At 67.3% G+C, this 19,498-nt stretch carries 22 protein-coding genes; 14 read left to right on the top strand and 8 right to left on the bottom strand.

Annotation, left to right across the window (positions count from 1 at the left end; translation table 11 throughout):
* Positions 1-104 precede the first annotated feature (104 nt).
* From OH146_RS11095 to OH146_RS11075, 5 genes are all read left to right on the top strand, one after another.
* Entirely contained in the window at positions 105-2,186 is a 2,082-nt protein-coding gene (locus tag OH146_RS11095; protein ID WP_265160503.1) for a nuclease-related domain-containing DEAD/DEAH box helicase, read from the top strand.
* A gap of 233 nt (positions 2,187-2,419) precedes the next feature.
* Positions 2,420-3,037: a hypothetical protein gene (locus OH146_RS11090; protein WP_265160501.1), complete on the top strand. Its 618-nt coding sequence runs from the start codon at positions 2,420-2,422 to the stop codon at positions 3,035-3,037.
* 499 nt (positions 3,038-3,536) lie between these two features.
* Positions 3,537-4,085 (top strand): hypothetical protein, encoded by a 549-nt coding sequence (locus tag OH146_RS11085; RefSeq protein ID WP_265160499.1) that lies wholly within the window; start codon positions 3,537-3,539, stop codon positions 4,083-4,085.
* Positions 4,086-4,125: 40 nt separating this feature from the next.
* On the top strand, positions 4,126-4,383 hold the full coding sequence (locus tag OH146_RS11080; protein WP_265160496.1) for a hypothetical protein: 258 nt from the start codon (positions 4,126-4,128) through the stop codon (positions 4,381-4,383).
* Positions 4,380-4,766 (top strand): type II toxin-antitoxin system VapC family toxin, encoded by a 387-nt coding sequence (locus OH146_RS11075; protein WP_265160494.1) that lies wholly within the window; start codon positions 4,380-4,382, stop codon positions 4,764-4,766. Before OH146_RS11080 ends, OH146_RS11075 begins: the two co-directional genes overlap by 4 nt.
* Positions 4,767-4,783: 17 nt before the next feature.
* On the opposite strand, the gene OH146_RS11070 is transcribed toward OH146_RS11075, so the two are convergent.
* Complete coding sequence (locus tag OH146_RS11070; RefSeq protein ID WP_265160491.1) at positions 4,784-6,187, bottom strand: DUF2130 domain-containing protein; 1,404 nt, start codon at positions 6,185-6,187, stop codon at positions 4,784-4,786.
* 174 nt (positions 6,188-6,361) lie between these two features.
* Here OH146_RS11070 and OH146_RS11065 point away from each other — a divergent pair, with 174 nt between their 5' ends.
* The 5 genes from OH146_RS11065 (at position 6,362) to OH146_RS11045 (ending at position 10,824) form a co-directional block, all read left to right on the top strand.
* A complete protein-coding gene (locus OH146_RS11065; RefSeq protein ID WP_265160489.1) occupies positions 6,362-8,248 on the top strand; it encodes a putative Ig domain-containing protein in 1,887 nt (628 codons plus the stop codon).
* A gap of 35 nt (positions 8,249-8,283) precedes the next feature.
* Positions 8,284-8,607, top strand: coding sequence for a cupin domain-containing protein (locus OH146_RS11060; protein ID WP_265160487.1), 324 nt, complete (start codon positions 8,284-8,286; stop codon positions 8,605-8,607).
* A gap of 24 nt (positions 8,608-8,631) precedes the next feature.
* Positions 8,632-9,336 carry a M50 family metallopeptidase gene (locus tag OH146_RS11055; RefSeq protein ID WP_265160484.1) on the top strand — a complete coding sequence of 235 codons (705 nt, stop codon included), beginning with the start codon at positions 8,632-8,634 and terminating at the stop codon, positions 9,334-9,336.
* 61 nt (positions 9,337-9,397) lie between these two features.
* Entirely contained in the window at positions 9,398-9,952 is a 555-nt protein-coding gene (locus tag OH146_RS11050; RefSeq protein ID WP_265160481.1) for a hypothetical protein, read from the top strand.
* 596 nt (positions 9,953-10,548) lie between these two features.
* Positions 10,549-10,824 carry a hypothetical protein gene (locus OH146_RS11045; RefSeq protein WP_265160478.1) on the top strand — a complete coding sequence of 92 codons (276 nt, stop codon included), beginning with the start codon at positions 10,549-10,551 and terminating at the stop codon, positions 10,822-10,824.
* 12 nt (positions 10,825-10,836) lie between these two features.
* Here the strand turns inward: OH146_RS11045 and OH146_RS11040 are convergent, their stop codons facing one another.
* The gene (locus tag OH146_RS11040; protein WP_265160475.1) at positions 10,837-11,253 is read right to left on the bottom strand and encodes a cytotoxic translational repressor of toxin-antitoxin stability system; all 417 of its coding nucleotides are present in this window, start codon (positions 11,251-11,253) and stop codon (positions 10,837-10,839) included.
* A complete protein-coding gene (locus tag OH146_RS11035) occupies positions 11,246-11,659 on the bottom strand; it encodes a hypothetical protein (protein ID WP_265160473.1) in 414 nt (137 codons plus the stop codon). Before OH146_RS11035 ends, OH146_RS11040 begins: the two co-directional genes overlap by 8 nt.
* A 97-nt stretch (positions 11,660-11,756) precedes the next feature.
* Here OH146_RS11035 and OH146_RS11030 point away from each other — a divergent pair, with 97 nt between their 5' ends.
* From OH146_RS11030 to OH146_RS11020, 3 genes are all read left to right on the top strand, one after another.
* Positions 11,757-12,320, top strand: coding sequence for a hypothetical protein (locus OH146_RS11030; RefSeq protein WP_265160470.1), 564 nt, complete (start codon positions 11,757-11,759; stop codon positions 12,318-12,320).
* Between the two features lie 29 nt (positions 12,321-12,349).
* Positions 12,350-13,204 carry a PKD domain-containing protein gene (locus OH146_RS11025; protein ID WP_265160467.1) on the top strand — a complete coding sequence of 285 codons (855 nt, stop codon included), beginning with the start codon at positions 12,350-12,352 and terminating at the stop codon, positions 13,202-13,204.
* 111 nt (positions 13,205-13,315) lie between these two features.
* Entirely contained in the window at positions 13,316-13,876 is a 561-nt protein-coding gene (locus tag OH146_RS11020; protein ID WP_265160464.1) for a hypothetical protein, read from the top strand.
* 79 nt (positions 13,877-13,955) lie between these two features.
* On the opposite strand, the gene aztD is transcribed toward OH146_RS11020, so the two are convergent.
* Genes aztD through aztB form a run of 4 tightly spaced genes read right to left on the bottom strand, consistent with a single transcriptional unit; the run spans position 13,956 to position 18,122 of the window.
* Positions 13,956-15,143, bottom strand: a complete 1,188-nt coding sequence (gene aztD, locus OH146_RS11015) for a zinc metallochaperone AztD (protein WP_265160462.1) — start codon at positions 15,141-15,143, stop codon at positions 13,956-13,958.
* 26 nt (positions 15,144-15,169) lie between these two features.
* Complete coding sequence (gene aztC, locus OH146_RS11010) at positions 15,170-16,057, bottom strand: zinc ABC transporter substrate-binding protein AztC (RefSeq protein WP_265160459.1); 888 nt, start codon at positions 16,055-16,057, stop codon at positions 15,170-15,172.
* Complete coding sequence (locus tag OH146_RS11005; protein WP_265160457.1) at positions 16,054-17,262, bottom strand: ABC transporter; 1,209 nt, start codon at positions 17,260-17,262, stop codon at positions 16,054-16,056. Before OH146_RS11005 ends, aztC begins: the two co-directional genes overlap by 4 nt.
* Complete coding sequence (aztB, locus tag OH146_RS11000) at positions 17,259-18,122, bottom strand: zinc ABC transporter permease AztB (protein WP_265160453.1); 864 nt, start codon at positions 18,120-18,122, stop codon at positions 17,259-17,261. Before aztB ends, OH146_RS11005 begins: the two co-directional genes overlap by 4 nt.
* 55 nt (positions 18,123-18,177) lie before the next feature.
* Between aztB and aztA the strand changes: the two genes are divergently transcribed.
* Positions 18,178-18,840 carry a zinc ABC transporter ATP-binding protein AztA gene (gene aztA, locus OH146_RS10995; RefSeq protein WP_265160450.1) on the top strand — a complete coding sequence of 221 codons (663 nt, stop codon included), beginning with the start codon at positions 18,178-18,180 and terminating at the stop codon, positions 18,838-18,840.
* Between the two features lie 36 nt (positions 18,841-18,876).
* On the opposite strand, the gene OH146_RS10990 is transcribed toward aztA, so the two are convergent.
* Positions 18,877-19,377 carry an ASCH domain-containing protein gene (locus OH146_RS10990; protein WP_265160448.1) on the bottom strand — a complete coding sequence of 167 codons (501 nt, stop codon included), beginning with the start codon at positions 19,375-19,377 and terminating at the stop codon, positions 18,877-18,879.
* Between the last annotated feature and the right edge of the window lie 121 nt (positions 19,378-19,498).

The following is a 19,498-nucleotide window of genomic DNA, read 5'->3' as shown; positions in this document are numbered from 1 at the left end:
GCCGGCCCCCGAAATCGGGTCCGCACCTGCAACAATGACTCTCACATCGTCGATCGGGGGATCACATGGCGGCCGGGGGATCAGCAGCGCAACGCGCGCAGGCGTTGAGCGCACTCAGCGCGAGTTTCGAGAGTGAGGCGGCGAGCGCCAGAGCTGAGGCGGCCCGCTACGCCGCCGCCGCGATCGCCGAACGCAAACTCGCCCACCGGCTCGCCCCGCTCCTCGCGCACGGCTACCACCTCCTCGCCGACCGCAAGTGGCCCGGCTCCAAGTCAGCCCAGCTCGACCTCATCGTCGTCGGCCCGTCCGGCGTGTGGATCGTCGATTCCAAGCACTGGAACGACTTCACGATCGCCGGCGGCAGCATGTTCCGGGGAGACGCGGATGTCACGGACGACGTCCTTCGCCTCGCCGACGTCGCCAACGACGCCGAGTCCGCCTTCGCGGAGGTCGGTTTAGCGCCTGGCGAAGTTCGCTCGGTGCTTGCGATGCACGGACATAGCAAGCAGATCGGTGAAGTCGGGCCCGTCGAGGTGGTCGGGGCTGACGACATCCATCGCCACTTCGCCAAGCGCGGCAACCGTCTCAGCATCGGCGAGGTCGAGCGCGTACTGGCGGTCGCGATTCAGTACTTCCCCGCCTACGTCGGGCCGCAAATCGAGAGCATCCCGACCGTCATCGCCGAGCCCGCGGTCGACGAGTTGGTCGACGAGATTTCCGACGAGCTGTTCGAAGACGGCGCCCTCCTCACGGAGGCCGAAGTGCTCGAGGCGCTCACGCTCGCCCAGCTCGCCGAGGAGATCGAGGGGTGGATGACGTTCCTCCACCCCAGCCAGGCGAAGCTCGTGCGCCGCACGTTCAACGGGCCGGCCCGCATCCGGGGTTCCGCGGGGACGGGCAAGACCGTCGTCGGCCTGCACCGCGCCGCCTACCTCGCCCGCATGCACCCCGAGGGCAAGGTGCTGTTCACGACCTTCGTCAAGACGCTGCCCGCCGTCATGGCGAACCTTCTCAAGCGGCTCGACCCTTCCGTCGTTGAGCGGGTCGAGTTCGTGAGCGTCCACAAGTGGGCACTCGATGTGCTGCGGCAGCGCGGCATCCGTCACAACCTGAGCGGTCGTGAGGCCTCGAAAGTCTGGAACACCACGTGGAAGAGCCTCCCCGCCGAGCACACGGAGCGCCTCGCCGCCCGCGCTGGCAGCCGCGACGACGAGTACTGGCGCGAAGAGGTCGACTCGGTCATCAAGGGCCGCGGCTTCACCACGTTTGAGGCGTACGCCGAATGTGCGCGCCCTGGCCGCAGCATCCGCCTCAACATGGACGACCGCCGCGCCGTCTGGGCCCTCTACCGCGCCTACGAAGACGGGCTGCGCGCGGCGGGCATCCACGACTTCAACGACATCATCCTGCTCGCCGAGCGGTCCCTGCAGCAGCAGCCGCTCGAGGGCTACAGCGCCGTCATCGTCGACGAGGCGCAGGACCTTTCGCTCGCCATGATCCGGATGCTGCACTCCCTCGTCGGCGACGCCACCGACGCCTTCACCCTCATCGGCGACGGCCAGCAGAGCATCTACCCGGGCGGCTACGTGCTCAGCGAGGCGGGCATCTCCCTCGCCGGACGCGGCGTCGTGCTCAGCGTCAACTATCGCAACACGGTCGCGATCCTCGACTTCGCCAACAGGACCATCGCGGCGACCGGCTACGTCGACATCGACGACACGGCTGCGCCAGCACCGGATGCCGCGACTGACGACTCCCCGGAGCTGGCAGGCCTCCGCCGCGAGGGCACGCCGCCGATCTTCGACCACTTCGCCACGCCTGCCGAACACGATGCCGCTCTCGTCCGCCGGGTGCGCCAGGCCGCGGCGCACGAGGGCTACTCCCTCGGGGACATTGCGGTGCTGTGCGACACCAACTGGCAGGTCAAGAAGGTCATGGCGATGGTGAAGGCGGCAGACCTCGACTGCATCAACCTCGAGGACTACGACGGCACCACCGTGCACAAGGTCAAGGTCGGCACGATCAAGCGGGCGAAGGGCCTCGAGTTCAAGGCGGTGCTGCTGCCATGGACGCCCCGCCTGCCCGACACGGTCAACCCCGACGACGAGCGGATGTCGCGTGCCTACCGGGAGCGCTATGTGGCGGCGACGCGGGCTCGGGATCGGTTGTGGTTGGGGAGCTGCTGAGTTCGGCGGAACTACTCCCACCCTGAAGGCCGAATGAGCCGCACACCCGCCCGTTCTGGGGGCATCGTCCCACCTCCCTAGTTGGGAAACTTGAGTCAGGCTCGTGCAGCGCTGTGATGCTGAGTCCTGGACTCGCGAGCAGCAGGCGAATGCGACAAGGCGACGCCCAACTATTGGGAAATGGACACACGATGAAGGCCCCAAAGCTCGCAGTTGCGTCAACCATCGCGTTGGTGCTTATTGCATCGACGACTGCGTGCACGCGCGCTTCCTACGCGGATTCGGCTTACTCAGCTCCTAGCTGCTCGCAGCTACTGGCATCCGCCATTGCATACGAACGCTCTGGCACCGGTGACATTGACTCCACTCTGCAGGCGCTGACGGACCACTGTTCGAATGAGTACGAGATTGCCGTCGACTACCTCTCCAACTCGACAGACGGCGCATTCAGAATCGACTCCTGCGAGGAGTTGCTCAACTACCGGGTTAGGTCCGAAGCGGTCAGGCTGCTCGAGCAAGACGGACAATGCAGCTTCGGCGGAACCGACATCGCTGTCGGCCCCGAGTGGCCCGACGGCGGCCTCGGGTGGAACAGTGCACGGGAGCATTCGGGAACGGTGCAGCGCGTATGCGGCCCGCTCATGAGCGCACGCGAGACCGGCGATGGCACATTCCTTAATATCGGGCAGGACTACCCCTCCGCCGGACGATTCACCATCATCTTTTGGGACATCTATCTCCAGCCGATTGAGCATGGTGTGACTCTCTGCGGGACGGGCGAGATCTACCTCTACGAAGGTGTCGCGCAAATGGAGATGTGGGACCCAGCCGCGCTAGAAATCTGGCAGTAAGCACGAAAAGCCAATGAACGCGAAAGGTCACGCAGTGGATATTGAAAGGGAGTACAACGGCAGAAGCAGCGGTTTGAGAACTTCGGCCTGCTTCGCTTCGGAGCGGGTTGCCTTCTTGGCGTGTCATTATTTGCGGGGCTCCTGACTCCTGGAGCCATTGGTTGAGGTGTCGCCGGCGTCCTCCTCGCATTGTTTCTCATCGCGGGCTCGAACTCGGCTCGGAGCACCTGGGCTCAGAGAATCAACGCAATGATCGAGTACACCCTGTTTCACACCCCCGAGGGGCAACAAGCGATTCAGGACGAAGCTGCACGTCGCTTGCGGGATCACGACTAGTAGCCCCGTCGGAATAGGGGACTGGCGCGCATGCGAGACCAGCACACCGCGCTTAATGACGTCACCATGGCCAGCGCTCCTCCACACCTTCCTCATTGAAAGCTTCTGCACGGACCTGGCCCGCCCCCGGCACGCCCGTTCTCGGGATCCCTACGCTCGCCGCATGATCATCGAAGCGGGATACGACCTCTTGCAGCTGTTCGCTCCCAAGCTCTTTCGGCGGGGCCGCGACCGAAGACGAATGGGGATGTGGGTCATCACCATGGACAAGAATCTTCGGCAGCTCGACATGAGGAAGGTGAGTACGCGCCATATGCAATCAGTCGAGGAGTGCATCCCTCGCATCGCCGACATGCTGAGCAACAGCGAGCTCGGTGAGGTCGCCTACTATGCGTTCGCGCGACTGGACACGGACCTGCCAGTCGACCTCAGTTGTGTACTTGAGCACCAGCACGAAAGCCTCGCTCTCGCGCCGGAGCTCGTCGAGTACAAACTCCTCAACAACTACCTCTCAAACGGCCGGGATCTGTACTCACGCGGCCCTCGCTACAGCTACCGCGATTACATCGGAATGGAGCACCTCCCCCGGGCGGCCGTCTTGCCCGGGCCGCACGATTACCCGTGCGCCTGCCTGGCCTGCACGCAACACGAAGAGCTTCTCCGCGAACGACGCGCTGCTGCAGCTAACCGCGAGCCCGATGGAGCTGGGTAGATCGGTGTACCACCTATCTCCAGAGTGGTACACTCGCCGCATGCCTACCGCCCGGCGCCGCTATCAGGTCACAGAGACGGACGATGTCGCCCGCGCGCTGGATGAGGCGGCCAAGCTCTGGCCGGACGAGCCGAGATCCCGACTGATCGTGCGGACCATCCTCGCCGGAGGCGACGCACTCGCCGACAGCCCTCGGCACCCAGACCGGGCAGCGGCCATGCGCCGAGTGCGCGGGGCGTACACGGGTGCTTACGGACCTGGGTATCTGGACGGTCTCCGCGCCGACTGGCCCGCATGATCGTGCTCGACGCGAGCGTCGTCATCGCGTTCCTCGATGCGAGCGACCCGCACCACGAGCGCGCCGTCCGGATGATCGAGAGTCACGCCGCTGACGGATTCGCGATGCATCCGCTCACCCTCGCCGAAGTCCTCGTCGGGGCCGTGCGAATCGGACGAGCAGCCCGCCTGCTCGCCGACCTACGCGTCATGGGGGTCCGCACCCACGCGCCAAGCGAAGACGAGCCACTGACCCTCGCCGAACTCCGAGCCGACACAGGACTCAAAATGCCCGACTGCTGCGTGCTCACGGTCGCGACACAACAGCCCGGCCCCCTCGCGACCTTCGACGATCAGCTGGCGCGCGCCGCGGCCGAGCTGGGCGTTGCCGTGCTGCGTGACTGACGCTTTCCGGGGCTGAACTAGTCCGAAGCCCCCTCCAGCTCAGCAAACTTCGCCGCCATCGTCGGGTTCCCCCGCGTCAGCTTCTTGATACTGAGATCCTCGGCCTTGTCGTTGGCCAGGCGCAGGTTGTTCGCCGACTTGTGCAGCGCATCCTTGACCTTCTGCAGGTCCTTGATGGCCTCGTCGATGCGGTGCACCGCCTCCGTGAAGCCGTCGGACGCGAGGCGGTAGTTGCGCCCGAAGGCGTGCCGGAACTCGCTGATCTGCTCCTCAAACTTCGTGATGTCGACGTTCTGCGCCTTCACCGCCTCCAGCTCCGTCTTGTACTCGAGCGAGCTCATCGCGGCGTTGCGCAGCAGCGTGATCATCTGGATGAAGAACTGCGGGCGGATGACGAACATCTTCGGGTAGCGGTGCGAGACATCGACGATGCCGGTGTTGTAGAGCTCGCTCTCCGGCTCCAGCAGCGAGACGAGGATCGCGTATTCGCAGCCCTTCTCGTTCCTGTCCTTGTCGAGCTCCTTGAGAAAGTCCTCGTTCTTCTTCTTCGAGGCCGTCGCGTCCGCCTCGTTCTTCATCTCGAACATGATCGACACGATCTCGGTGCCCGCGGCATCCGTGTCCCTGAAGATGAAGTCGCCCTTGCTGCCGCTGCGCGCGTCGTTGTCCTTCTCGAAGTACGCCCGCGGGAACGCCGTCGCCCGGATGCGGTTGAACTCGATCTCGCAGTGCTGCTCCAGCGTCTCGCCCACCATCTTGGTCGAGAGCTTCGCCTTCATGTCCCGCAGCCGCTCGATCGCGTCATCGCGGTCCTTGATCTGGATCTCGAAGCGCTCCTTGAGCGACGTCGCCTCGAGCTGCTTCTCCAGCTGCACCTTCTCGAGACCGCTGCGCAGCTCGTCGCGTTCCCGCTCGACCCCGGTGAGCGCCTCGGTGAGTTCCAGCTTCTTGGCGACCTCGACCGACGACAGCTGCGACTTCAGCTTCTCGATCTCGGCATCCTTCTCCGACGCCGTCTTCTGCAGTTCGGCCGCGAGCCGGGCCGCCGCCAGCTCCTCCGCCGCCGTGCGCTCCGCCCGTGCCTGCTCGAGCTCGTTCGCTAGCGCGTCGCGCTGCTTCTCGACGAGAGCGAGCGCCTCCGTCACCGCCATCTTCTGCGAGACTTCGGATGCTTCGAGCTGCGCCTTGAGCTCCTGAACCTCCGCCGCACTCGCCGCCGCAGCATCCGCCAGCGCTCCGGAAGCCTTCGCCTCAGCCAGCTCCAGCGCGGCCTTCTTCTCCTGCTCGGCGAGCGCCAGACGCTCGTGCAACTGCGCCGTGAACTCCTTGTCGCGCACCTGCTTGGCGATGTCCGCGTAGCTCGACTCGTCGATCGTGAAGGCCTGACCGCAGCCCGGGCACTTGATCTCGTGCGTGCTCATGTTCGTTCCCCCTCGCGTGGCTCCCCGACAGGCTAAGCGCCAGCACCGCCATCCACCGAAAGCACCCCCACGGATACCCCCACAACGGGGCATGCCGCCCCCTCGCGACCGCCCGATATATTGATACTTTGTCTGTTCCGACGCTCGCCGAGTCCACCCCGACGGAGGAAACACGTGACCCGCACCCCCGCCCGCCTCGCGCTCCTGCTTTCCGCCGTGCTGGCATTCACGGCGCTCGCGACCCCGGCCGCGGCATCCGCCCTCGACGAGGAATGCACGGGGGTCACCGGGCAGCTCGAGGTGAATGGCCCGAACTCGTTGTACGGCTTCGTCGGCACAGCGCTCGCGCCGGCCCCGTTTACGACCGACGCGAACGGGCCCGTCACCTGGCGCGGTGACTGCGCCGAACTTCCGCCCGGGGTGACCTTCGACCAGGCGACCGCCAGCTACGTCGGCACGCCCACCTCCACCTACCAGGGCGCCGCCTACCTCTACGCGACCGCCGACACCGGCAGCGCACCCTACGAGGCCTCGTTCGAGGTGCTGCCGGCCAGCGCACTGCAGGTCACCGCGCTGGATGCCACGGGCGAGCCGCTCGACCTCAGCGACCTGCCGCGCGGCGTCGAGTTCGAGCTGCGCGGTGCCGGGGGCCTCCCCCTCGGCACGGTCGCGACCGCCTCCTTCGACGGCGAGGAGCTCGGCGCCGCCGACACCGACGACGAGGGACGCTTCAGCATCATCACCGCGCTGCCCGGCGATGTCGCGAACGGGTCGCACAGCCTCACAATCGACTTCCAGATGCCCGGCAGCCCGCAGCAGTACGGCACCGAACTGCCTGTCACCGTGCGGGTGCTGTCGCTCTCGGGGCCGACCCAGCTCACCCCGCTTGCGGGCAAGGCGGTCACCTACTCCTTCCCGGCGAACGGTGCGAGCGGCGACGTGAGCTACGAGCTGCACGGCACCCTCCCCAACGGCCTCGTCTTCAACAGCACCCGCGGCACAATCAGCGGCACAGCATCCGCTGCGGCACCCTCACGAAGCTTGCAGATCACGGCAACGGATGCCCGTGGCACCGTCACCCTTGAGGTCAGCCTCGAGGTGCTCGCCTCGAAGGTCACCACGCCCACCTTCGGCGGGCTCGTGACGCCCACGTTGGGGCTCGGCGTTGACCTGAACACCTTCGTGAACCGGGGAACCTCGCCGGAGGATGCCCTCGACGAGCTCGCGGAGAAGAGTCGGCCCTCTGGTCCCATGGATCTCAACATCGGCGTGGACCCGACAACCGGTATGCCCATGTTCATGCTCACCCCGCCCGGCGGTGTGCTCGACGCCGACAGCGCCCCGACGACTCCGAAGTCGCCGCAGCTTGTGCTCGGCACCGAGAATGCCACCCTCGCGCAGGAGCTAGAGAACATGCGCAAGGCCGCCCAGACTGAGGCCGAGCAGCAGCGGCAGCAAGCGCTTGCGGCCATGCAGGAGGCTGCGCGACAGCGCGAACTCCAAAAGCAGAAGGAACTCGAGGCGCGGCAGGCCGAGCTGCAGAACCAGGTGCTGCAGGCGATCCAGGCCAAGCAGGAGCAGGCGCAGGCGCAGCAGCAGGAACGTAAGGCAAAGGCCCAGGCGGATGCTGCCGCGAAGGCGCAGGAGGTCGCCGACAAGATCGCGGCCGCGGCGGAGCAGCGGAAGGAACTCCTGAAGAACCAACCCGAGCCGAAACCTCTCCCCGTCGGAACGATCGTCAAGGTGGAACTGCACTCGACACCCGTGCTCCTCGGCAGCACGGTGGTGGGAGCATCCGGAGGCTTCGCGCTCGCCGTGAGCCCGCCCGCGAATGTGCCGCCCGGGCAGCACCACCTCGTCGTCACCTACACCCTGCCCGACGGCACCGTGCACACCGACTCGATGTCGGTCACCGTGCTCGCGCCCGACGCACTCGTGCCCGCCGCCGTCCTCCCGGCCACGGGGCCGAGCGAGGCGGGGGTCCTCACGGGCGGGGCGCTCGCGCTGCTGCTCGTCGGGCTGGGACTGGCGCGGATGTCGCGGCGGATGTCGCGGGCTTAGGCGCCTCGCTCGGTGGCACCACCTACGCTGAAACTATGAGCGAAGCATCCGCAGTGACCGTCGTGAGCGACCTTCTTGCCGCCGCGCCAATCGAATCCGGAAAACTGGGGCACCACACGGTGCTGAAGTCCGAGGACGTGCGGGTGATCGTGCTCGCCTTCGAGGCTGGGCACGTCATGAAGGACCATGCGGCACCGAAGACGCTCATCATGCAAGCGCTCGACGGCGAGCTGCGGGTGGTGAGCGAAGGCACCACGATGACCCTGACGCCGGGCACGATCGTGCGGTTCTCGGCTGGTGTGCGGCATGAGGTTGAGGCGGTTGCCAACTCGCGGCTCATGCTGACCCTCATCGGCTGACGCCCTCTCGCTGCGACACTACCCGTGGACTTCGACTGGTCGACCCTTTTCACCCGCGCCGAGCCCCTTCAGCTCTCCCCGTGGGCGATGCTCGTGATCGTCGCGGTCGCCGCGCTCATCAGCATCCCGCGCGCCAGCTGGCAGATCTTCGGGCTCTTCACGACCCTCGTCCATGAACTCGGCCATGCCGTCGCGGCGATGCTCACAGGGCGGGTGGTGCGCGGCATCCGGATCCGCCGCAATCATTCGGGTGAGGCGCTCAGCGTCGGCACGGGGCGCGCCGTCATCAGCGGGCTCATGGGCTACCCGGCCCCGGCGATCGTGGGCGCGGGCCAGCTGTGGGCGGTGTTCGCCGGGTACCCGTCGATTGCACTCTTCGCGGGCGGGGTCATCCTGGTGTTGACGCTGCTTGTCATCCGGAACCTCTTCGGCGTCCTCGTTGTGCTCACCTCCATCGCGGTGAGCGCCGCGCTGTGGTTCCTCGCGCCACCCGACGTGCAGACGTATGCCCTGCTGGTGCTCGGCATCGCACTGCTCGTCGGCTCGGTGCGCGGGCTCGGCAGCGTCATCGCGGTGCACACCCGCCACCGGGGCCAACTCGCGACCTCCGACGCTTACCTCCTCTACCGCCGCACCGGCGTGCCGTCGCCCGTGTGGTTGCTGCTCTTCGCAGTCGTCATCGGCGGGTGCTGGGCGGGGGCCGTGTGGGCGTACGACGTCTACCTCTAGCGGGGCCGACCTCTGTGGATAATTCCCGCGAGTCTTCCCGCTGCCGCCATACGCTGAGCGGATGCTGCGCCCCTCCGCCCTCGCCCCGCTCGCCGCGCTGGCGCTCCTGCTCACCGGATGCTCGTCCGCACCTGAAGCGCCCGCGGCGCCCTCGCCCGAGCCGTCGGCCTCGTCTCCCTTCGCCTCGGAGGAGGAAGCAGTCGCCGCAGCCGACGCCCTCATTAAGGAGTACTGGGCTGCGACCAACGAGGTGTACCAGTCCGGCGGGGAGAAGCTCGAATTGCTTCGACCGCTCGTGACGGACGAGCGCATGGCGTCCGAGCAAGTGGGCGTTGAAATCTTCCAGCGCGGAAAGTTCACTCAGGTCGGCGAGTACATGACCGACGGCACCCGATTCCAACAGATGTATAACTCGGGCGGCCTAACCCATCTGATCGTCACAACCTGCGTGGACTATTCGGGAGTGCGAGCTTTCAACGCAGCAGGGCAAGAAGCTCAGCGTGAAACCCCAGAGCCCCGCTTCCTGCACCAGGTCACGCTCGTTGCCGCCCCGACTGCGGGGGACACAAAGCTGCAGCTTGTCACCAGCGAACCGTGGCCGGAATCACCATGTTGAGGGCGTCGCTGGCTTTGGCCGTTCTGCTCGCTGCTACTGCTTCCACCGCACCACTTCCGCCTCCTCCCCCAACACCTCCATCTGACACCCCGCCACCGCCAACACCTCCATCTGACACCCCGCCACAGTCAACACCTCCATCTGACACCTCGCCTCCGCCGCCGAAGCATCTCAACTGGAGTACCACGCTGCAGGACGGCAAGGCGACCATCAGGGCAACAGATCCTGGCGATCAAGCACCCCCGGTTCCGTTCGCCCCAGGGCCACGGTCAATCGCGTTCACAGTCCCGGAACCGGTCGTCTGGCTCCCCCACGACCCTTGCCCCGGCAACGTCTTCATCCAGGGCGAATGCTGGTCCACGGGCGGCGACCGCGACCCTACCGCACCCGTCACAATCTCCGACTTCGTCTCCTTCGCCCCCGCCGCAGGCACCCCCTCCTTCGAACCCGGCACCTTCGCCCTGCGCAACGCCCACAGCAACTTCATCGCCGACGCCACCACCCACATCCGCACCGGCACCCTCCTCGGGCAACCCGCATCCGCCGAGTTCACCCCCATCGCCTACGAATGGCACTACGGCGACGGCACCACACAAATGACCCGCACCCCCGGCAACACCTGGGCCGAGCTCGGCCTCGCAGAGTTCGACCCCACCCCCACCAGCCACCGGTACACCGAAAAGGGCACCTACGAGGTCACCCTCATCACCCACTACACCGTTCGCGCCGCCTACACCGCCGACGGCACCTGGTGGGACGTCCCCGGAACCCTCGCCATCGCATCCGCCCCCTTTCCCATCGATGTCGTCACCATCAACACCGTCCTCGTCGACAAAACCTGCCAGCAAGACCCCACCGGCCCCGGCTGCTAGCCGCCCCGAGAACTACTTGCCTTTGAGCAGCGCTTTCGCCTCTGCCGCCGTGAGTCCCTCCAGCTCGGCGGGCGATACGCCTGCGGCGAGCAGAGCTTTCACGAGGCTCAGCGGGAGCGGCTTCACCGGCACAGGAGTCGAATCCGCAGAGCGCTCGGGAACGATGCCGTCGTTGACGCAGCGCCAAAACTCGTCGGCAGTGACATCCAGTTGGTCACGCAAAATGTGACGCCACAGTGAGGCGCCGTAGGTGTCGGGCCCGACGGGGCGCGAGATGCGCGTGCGGAGCACCCGCCCATCCGAGGTTTCGAGCTCCAAGGTCACGTGGTGTCGCGCCTCGCGGCCGACCGCGTCACGCACCACCTGCCATCCCTCCACCGAGCAGAACTTGCGGTGATCGGCGCGGGTCGCCGCCGGGTGCTTACTCACCCGAGAGCCACTGTGCCAACTGCTCGTCGGTGGAGAGGTGCACCAGTTGAACGAGGGCACGATTGTGGCTGTGATTGCGGAAGGTGTGGAGCCGCGCATCCCAATCCTCTGCGTACTCGCGCAGCGCCTGAACCAACTCGGCCACGAGATCGTCCAGATCTCGCCCCTCAGCCGCAATCGGAAGACCAGGGATCGCCCCCACCCAGACGCCATCCTCAAATGCAACCTGCGTGTTCGCAGCCATCGTGCTGGCGAGGGTCTGTTGCAGATCGACCGCATCGACAACCGCGAAGCGGCGGTCGGCACGGGAGATCGTCACAGCCCGACCACGGCTCGCCGCATCCAGCACCGACTTGAAGTCGGCACGCGCCGAGACAGCTGAGGGATAGTCGGTCGCCAAGCTCATGCACCGAGCATACGTCTGGCGTACGTCATGTACAAGGCGTACGTCGCGCTGTGGATAACGTTGGCTTCGAGTTGGTGCGCCGCCATACGCTGAGCGGATGCTGCGCCCCTCCGCCCTCGCCCCGCTCGCCGCGCTGGCGCTCCTGCTCAGCGGATGCTCGTCCGCTCCTGAAGCGCCCACATCGCCCTCACCCAAGCCGTCGGCCTCGCAGTTGGAGGCGTTCGAGTCAGATGATGAAGCATTTGAGGCAGCAACGGCAGCGCTCTCTGCCTATCTCGAAGTTGTCAACGAAGCTCGGCAAACCGGGGTGATCGATCGCGAGGAACTCCTGTCGGTGTCTCTTCAGGCGGCCGCGGACGAGGCTGCCGTTTCCATAGAGAAGTATGCGGATGCCGGCCAGCGGCAGGTAGGAGATATTCGGTTCGACTCAGCACAGTACGAATCGAGCTACGGCGAAGCCGACTCCCTGCTGGTCGCCATCAACGTCTGTATGGACTACTCGGAGCGCTCTGTCGTGGACGCCCATGGGCAGGAGGTAGATCTGAGCCAAGTAGATGAGCGGGCTGCATTCAGAGTGGAGCTCTCCAACGCGGAGTCTGAAGACTTGACGACCTTGAAGATGAGAGGAATCGAGTCATGGCCCGAGCGTTCCTGCTCATAGCGGTGCTCCTCTCAGTATCAGCATTTGGGATGTCGCCAGCGCAAACTCAGTCGGAGGAAGAGGCAGCAGCCGCCGCTGCAGCCGCCGCTGCAGCTGCAGCAGCCGCAGCAGCCGCAGCCGCAGCCGCAGCTGAGGACAATGGCGGCGGCTTCGACGAGTTCCTCGGAGCCACTAGCGTCAAGACCACCCTCGACAATGGTTTCGTCCACTTCTTCGGCGCAGAGGTAGTCACTGCCCCAGGAACTGGCCCAGTTCCCAATGTCACCCCGGGCGCCCCTGCCCGCAAGTTCGCTGCCCCCGAACCGGTCGTCTGGCTCCCCCACGACCCTTGCCCCGGCAACGTCTTCATCCAGGGCGAATGCTGGTCCACCCCCGACGGCGACCGCGACCCTACCGCACCCGTCACGATCTCCGACTTCGTCTCCTTCGCCCCCGCCGCAGGCACCCCCTCCTTCGAACCCGGCACGTTCGCCCTGCGCAACGCCCACAGCAACTTCATCGCCGACGCCGCCACCCACATCCGCACCGGCACCCTCCTCGGGCAACCCGCATCCGCCGAGTTCACCCCCATCGCCTACGAATGGCACTACGGCGACGGCACCACACAAATGACCCGCACCCCCGGCAACACCTGGGCCGAGCTCGGCCTCGCAGAGTTCGACCCCACCCCCACCAGCCACCGGTACACCGAAAAGGGCACCTACGAGGTCACCCTCATCACCCACTACAGTGTCCGCGCCGCCTACACCGCCGACGGCACCTGGTGGGACGTCCCCGGAACCCTCGCCATCGCATCCGCCCCCTTCCCCATCGATGTCGTCACCATCAACACCGTCCTCGTCGACAAAACCTGCCAGCAAGACCCCACCGGCCCCGGCTGCTAGCCGCCCATCGCCGGCTGAGCCGCTCCTCCACAGCCGACCGCGTCGCTGGAGAGTGCACATCTTTCCCGCACCGGCGTCTCGTCGGGGCTGAGGCGCGCTTGACTCGCAGGCATGCCCCGGCTTCGTGCCTCCCTCGCACTATGCCTCCTTGCCGCCCTCACGCTCACTGCCTGCGCTCCCGCCACGCCCGCCCCCGTCAAAGCAACTGAACCCGACGCGCAGCCCACCCCTGTCGTCTTCGACTCAGGCGCCATCGCCGCCAGCGCTGACGTCGCCCTGTTGGAGTACTGGGAAGCAGTTGCCGAGACCTACGAGTCAGGAGGCACACAAACGGAAGCCCTCGCTCGCGTTACCACGCAAGACACGTTTCGCGAAGAGGTCGCCCTCGCGGAGGAATACTCGAGGGCTGGCATCACGATGGTGCCCGTCTACAGCGCGAACGGCACGCGCTTCGAGAGTCTCCTTCACTCGCAGGGCGAGCTCTACCTGACGATCTCCACCTGCGTCGACTACTCGGATGCTCGCTACATCGACACCGATGGCCTCACCCGGCCTGCACGAGAGAACGTATCCGTGGCATTCACTGAGGTGACCTTCCTCGTTACCGAGAAGGAGACATTCGATCAACTCAAGGTCACCTTCTGGTCAGAATCGGCCGAACCGCGGTGCTGAGATGGCCCGGCCATTGACACCCGTCAAGCGCAACGGGGCGGCACCCCGAAGGATGCCGCCCCGCTCAGCGCAACAGCCGTCAGCCCGTGACGACCGCGATCTCGTTGGGGGTGGCGGGGAGCTCGCCCGTTTCGAGGACCTCGCCCGTCGCGGCATCCACCGCATGGATCGAGTTCGTCGCCGGGTCGGTGACATACGCGATGTCACCCACCACCACGAGGGCGGGGTGCGCGTGCTGCCACTCCACCGGACCCTTCCACGCGTCGATCACAGGGAACGACTCGGTGATCTCGCCGGTCTCGACATCAAGCACGTGGAGGGCGCCGTCCGTGCCGAGGATGAGGGCGTTGTCGTCGGCCGTGCGGGCCACGCCGCGCCACGTGTACGCAACACCGGAGGGCAGGTTGATCACCTCCGCCGACTTGGCGACGGTGTCGACGAGCGTGACCGCCGTGAGTTCGTAGCCCTCGGCATCCGGGTCGGCGTTGTAGTCGCCCACCATGATGGGCGAGGTCTCCGTCACGTAGGCGTTGCCCGTGCGGCCGTAGGCGTCGGGGGCGGTGATCTTCGTGAACTTGCCGTCGTAGACGAGCACGCCGTCACTGCAACCAAACACCACGACCTCGTTGGCCGCCGTGCCCTCACCGTGCACCGAGGGGCACTCCTCGCTGCGGGCGATCTCCTCACGGTTAGCGTCGAGCACGCGCACGCCCGTGCGCGACTCGGAGTCGCCGATGGTCGTCAGCAGGGTGCCGTCCTCCAACTCGATCGAGACACCGTGATGTGCGTCGGGGGCGCCGACCACCTCCGTCTCGGGCAACTCGCCGTCCGCATCGAGCAGGGCGTCCGTGTCGAAAATGATCGTGTCGCCCGTGCCGTCCGAGAAGAGGATCGTCCTCTCGGCGTGCCGCACGACATGCCCCGGCGTGGGCGCATCGAAGACAAGGTCGGTGAGCTCGGGCTCCGCCGTGTCGAGCACCTGGAAGCCCTCCGCCGTCGACACGAGCACGTGCCGACCATCGCCCGAGGAGTTCAGCCGGTTGAAACCGTCCAACTCGATGTCGGCCAGCAGCTCGAGAGTGTCGCCGTCGAGCACGAACAGGCCGCCGTCATAGGTCAGGGCGACGCGCGAACCAGCGGATGCCGCATCCGTCGCCCCCTCGGCGGAGTCGGCGCCCTCGGTGCCGCCCGCGCACGCGGCGAGGCTCAAGGTCGCGCCCGTGGCGAGCGCGACAGACGCGAGAAGCCGCATCGATGTGATCTTCATGGTGTTCCTTTCAGGAAGGTGGCCCGTCACGACGACAGACCGGTGGTGATGAGGTGAGCGTTGACGCGCATCATTTCGAGATAGGTGGCGGCTCCCCCGCCGGGTTCCGTGAGCGACTCCGTGTAGAGGGCGACGACACGCACGTCACGGTCGGCCTCCTCCGCAAGCACCTGCACAAGCCGGTCGGGCTGCGAGGAGTCGGCGAAAATTGTCGGCACGCCCGCCTCATCGATCGCGCTCACAAGCCCCGAAAAGTCCGAGGCGCTCGGCGCGGCGAGGGTCGTACCGCTCGGCACGACCGCGCCGATCACGCGGAAGTCGAAGCGCTCCGCCAGGTATCCGAAGACGTGGTGGTTGGTGACGAGCGCGCGACGCTCGGCGGGGATCGCCGCGAACTGCTCCTCGAGTTCTGCGTCGAGGGCCACCAACTCGGCGCGGTAGCCGGAGTCGAGCGTGCCTGCGATCTCGCTGAGGGGCCCCTCCAGGCCGTCGACGACGTCGAGCATGCGCGCCGGGTCGGTCCAGAAGTGCGGATCGGCCGTGCCCGCCGAGCCGCCCTCCGCGTAGGCGAGTACTTCGATCAGGTCCCCCGCCTCGATCACCTCGACGCCGTCAGCCGCGGCGGCCTCCACATGATGCTGCAGCCCCTCCTCCAGCCCGAGACCATTCGCGACGATCAGCTCGGCATCGCGCATTCTGGCGGCATCGGCCGGCGAAACGTCGAAGGAGTGCGGGTCGGCGTTGGGCGGCATGAGGGTGAACACCTCCGCACGGTCGCCCACCAGCTCACCCACGACATCGCCGAGGATGTTCGTCGTGGCCACGATCAGTGGCCGCTCGTCGGCGACGCCCGCGGCCGAGCATCCGGTCAGCCCCAGCACAGCGAGGGTCAGCAGCGTGAGAGCGCGCCTCATCGGGCCACCTCCACGAGGGCGGATGCATCGCCCTCCACATCGAGCGACCGGGCGAGCCGCGCGTTGTCGACGTAGTCGATCTCGTGCACCAGCCCGGCAGAGGGCGAGTTCACATAGGCCCGGGATGCGTCGACCTCGAGCACGACGCCGGCCGGCAGCTCCGCCCCCACCAGGTCGGCCGCGAGCAGCGGCTCGCTCGTGGCTTGCACACCCTCGTGAGTCAGGACGACGATCCGGCCGAGCGCGTCGATCGCGACCACCCGTCCGTCAGAGTCGCCGACCGCAACGGCACGCAGCAGCGGCTGCTCGGTGCGGATGAGGGTCCACTCGCGCTCGCGGGTGTCGAGCAACCACGCGCCGGAGCGGCCTGCCGGTGCCGCCAGGTCGGGGCGCCCGGGACGGTTCGCGAACGACTCGGCAGGCGTGGCCCCGGCAGGGTACGGGATGCGTTCGAACTCGACACCATCCTCCCCCTCGACCGTGAGCAGGGCGCCGTCGGCGCACCCGAAGACGACGCCCACACTGGTGATCCCAGAGCCGCGCATGTCCTCGCAGCGCTGCTCGTCACCGAGCGCGTCTCCCGCGGCGCTGTAGACCTGCACGGCATCGGGGCTGCTCACGAGCACCTGCTCGCCGAGCGGCACGGCGGCGCCCTCGTGCGGCTCGCCCTCGATGCGGGCGAGCTCCTCGATCTCCCCCTCGCCGAGCGCCTCGCCGTCGAGCACGACCGTCTCCCCCGACCCGGGGAAGAACACCGCCGTCAGCGCCGCGTTCGATGCCGCGCGCCCGAGCCCGGCCCCCGCGCCCCCGTCGATCATGCCGACCACGCGCGGCTCGGCCAGGTAGTAGTGCGAGTGGTCGCCGTGCGGCACCGTCCACGTGCCCGTGTCGACGATCGTGAGCCGAGCATCCGCGGCGGCGAAGGCGTAGCGACCGTCGCTCGTGAGCAGCTCGGCGCCCGCGACATCCGTGAGGCTGACGGATGCCTCGGTCGCCGGGTCGAAGGCAGTGAGCGAGCCCGCTGAGTCCAGGGTCACGAGCCGCAGCTGGGGTTCGGGCATCTCGGTAGCGCCTTCGATGTGGCCGTGGCCGTCGCCCGTGCCGCCGGGCGCGGCGGGGGTGGGCTCGGTCGCGGCGCAGCCGCCGACGAGAACAACAGTGAGAAGGGCTACACCGACGAGAGGAACAAGGGCGGAGAGTTTCACGTGAGAACTGACTCCTTCTGTGGTTCAGGCGCGACGGTCTTGCGGAGGGCGGTGACGGCCGAGCGGGTGACGCCCGAGAGCAGGGCGAGGAGGATCGAGCAGGCGGCGATGCTTGCGCCCGCGGCGGTCGCGGCATGCCAGGAGACGAGCAGTCCGCCCAGCACGGCGGCCATCCCAAAGACGACCGCGAGCGCCATCACGTTGGGGATGCGGCGCATCCAGTGCCCGGCCGCGACGGCCGGGCCGAGGAGCAGACCGACAACGAGGAGGCTGCCGACCGCCTGATAGGAGGCGACGACAACGAGGGTGACGAGCCCCACGAGCACGAGGTGCGCGAGCCGCGGTCGCAGCCGCATGGTGTGCGCGACCGCCGGGTCGAAGCTCATCGCCACGAAGGGGCGGTGGAAGGCGACGCTGATCCCCAGGGCGACGGCCAGCGCCAGCAGGAGGAACCCGATGTCGCTCCAGGAGATCGCGAGCACGTCGCCGAAGAGGATGGCAGTGAGGTCGGTAGCGAAGCTGCGGGAGCGGGAGACGACGATGACCCCGAGGCTCAGCATCGCGACGAAGAGGAGCCCGATGGCGGTGTCTTGAGAAATACGCTCGCGGCGTGAGGCGACGCTGATGCTCGCGGTCATGACGCTCGCGCTGACGGCGGCGCCGAGGAGGGGCGGCAGGCCAAGCAACGCCGCGAGTGCCACGCCGGGCAGCACACCGTGGGCCATGGCTTCGCCGAGGAAGGCCATTCCGCGGATGACGACCCAGGTGCCGACGACCGCGCACAGCGTTGCGACGAGCACGCCGCCGACGAGGGCGCGGAGCATGAAGCCCGTCGTGAAGGGGTCGAGGAGGAAGGTCACGAGCGACGACCATACACCTAATTGATAATGGTTGTCATTTCGATATGATGCGTGAGTGTTTCTCTCCGCCCCGATCCCCTCACTCGCCCCCGAACTCCTGCTCAGCCTGCACGGCGCGACCGCCATGCACGACGAGCACATCGCCCTCGACCGTGTCGACCTCGACCTCGTGGCAGGGCGACTGACCGCCCTCGTCGGCCCCAACGGCTCGGGCAAATCCACCCTGCTCGGCGTGCTCGCGGGCACCCACCCCCTCAGTCACGGGACCCTCAATCGCCGCCCCGGCACCTCCGTCGCCTTCGTCCTGCAGCGCAGCGCCGTCTCCGCCCACCTGCCGCTCACGGTGCTCGATACCGTCGCGATGGGCCGCTGGCGCGACCGCGGCAGCCTCGGTCGACTACGCCGCAGCGATCACGAGATCATCGAGCGAAGCCTGTGTGCCCTCGATTTGACGCCGCTCGCCTCCCGCTCCCTGCACGAGCTCTCGGGCGGTCAACGCCAGCGCACTCTCGTCGCCCAGGGCCTCGCCCAGCAGGCCGACCTGCTTCTGCTCGACGAACCCGCGGCGGGCGTCGACGCGAGCGCGCTGGTGCTCATCGACCGCGCGATCGGTGCGGAACTCGCCCGCGGGGCGACGGTTGTGCAGGCGACGCACGACCCGGATGCTGCGGCACGAGCATCCACGATCATCACCCTCGCCGACGGCCGCCGCCTCTAGCCCGCGCTCCTCAGAGTCGGTTCGCGACCACGAGCCTCAGGGCGTGCGGTGCTCCGGCGGCCACACGACCGTGAACCGCTCGAACACGATCTCGCTCTCCTGCTCCGACCAGCGGATGCCGCGGGCCTCCGCCCCACGCTGCCAGTAGCGCGTGTGGCTCCGCACCCAACTCTCCCGCGTGCGATCGCCCTCACCCTCGTCGTAAGCGAAGGCATCGTCGACACTCTCAAGGGTGCCGAGCCGCAGCTCGGTCGACCGCAGCACCGCGACGGGGGTGCCCCTCCCGTCGCACGCGATCCAGTGCCCGCCGATCTGCGGCACCGGTTGGCCGTCGGCCTCGAACTCAGCGAAGAGCGTCGCGGTCGCCCGCTTCTGCCCCTCAAGCACGAGGGCGAGCAACTCGTCGGCAAGCTCGGCCGAGTCCCCGAAGTACTCGACCGTCGGATGCTCGCCGTCGGGGCCGGGCACCTCGTCACGGTACGCCTGCCACATCGCCGCGGCCGCGACCATGTCGGGCTCGGGCAGGGGTGACGTCATGAGGAACTCCAGGGATTGGCGGATGCTGCGACACACCATCCTGCGTCGTTCGCGCTCTCGACGCCACCCCTGTGACGGAGTGCTACCGGCCGAAAAGATACGCGCCGAGACGATGCGAGCC

Source organism: Homoserinimonas sedimenticola, from assembly GCF_026094475.1.
GTDB lineage: Bacteria > Actinomycetota > Actinomycetes > Actinomycetales > Microbacteriaceae > Homoserinimonas > Homoserinimonas sedimenticola.
The sequence above is the reverse complement of the archived record's forward strand: the minus strand, read 5'-3'. Positions and strand labels throughout refer to the sequence as shown.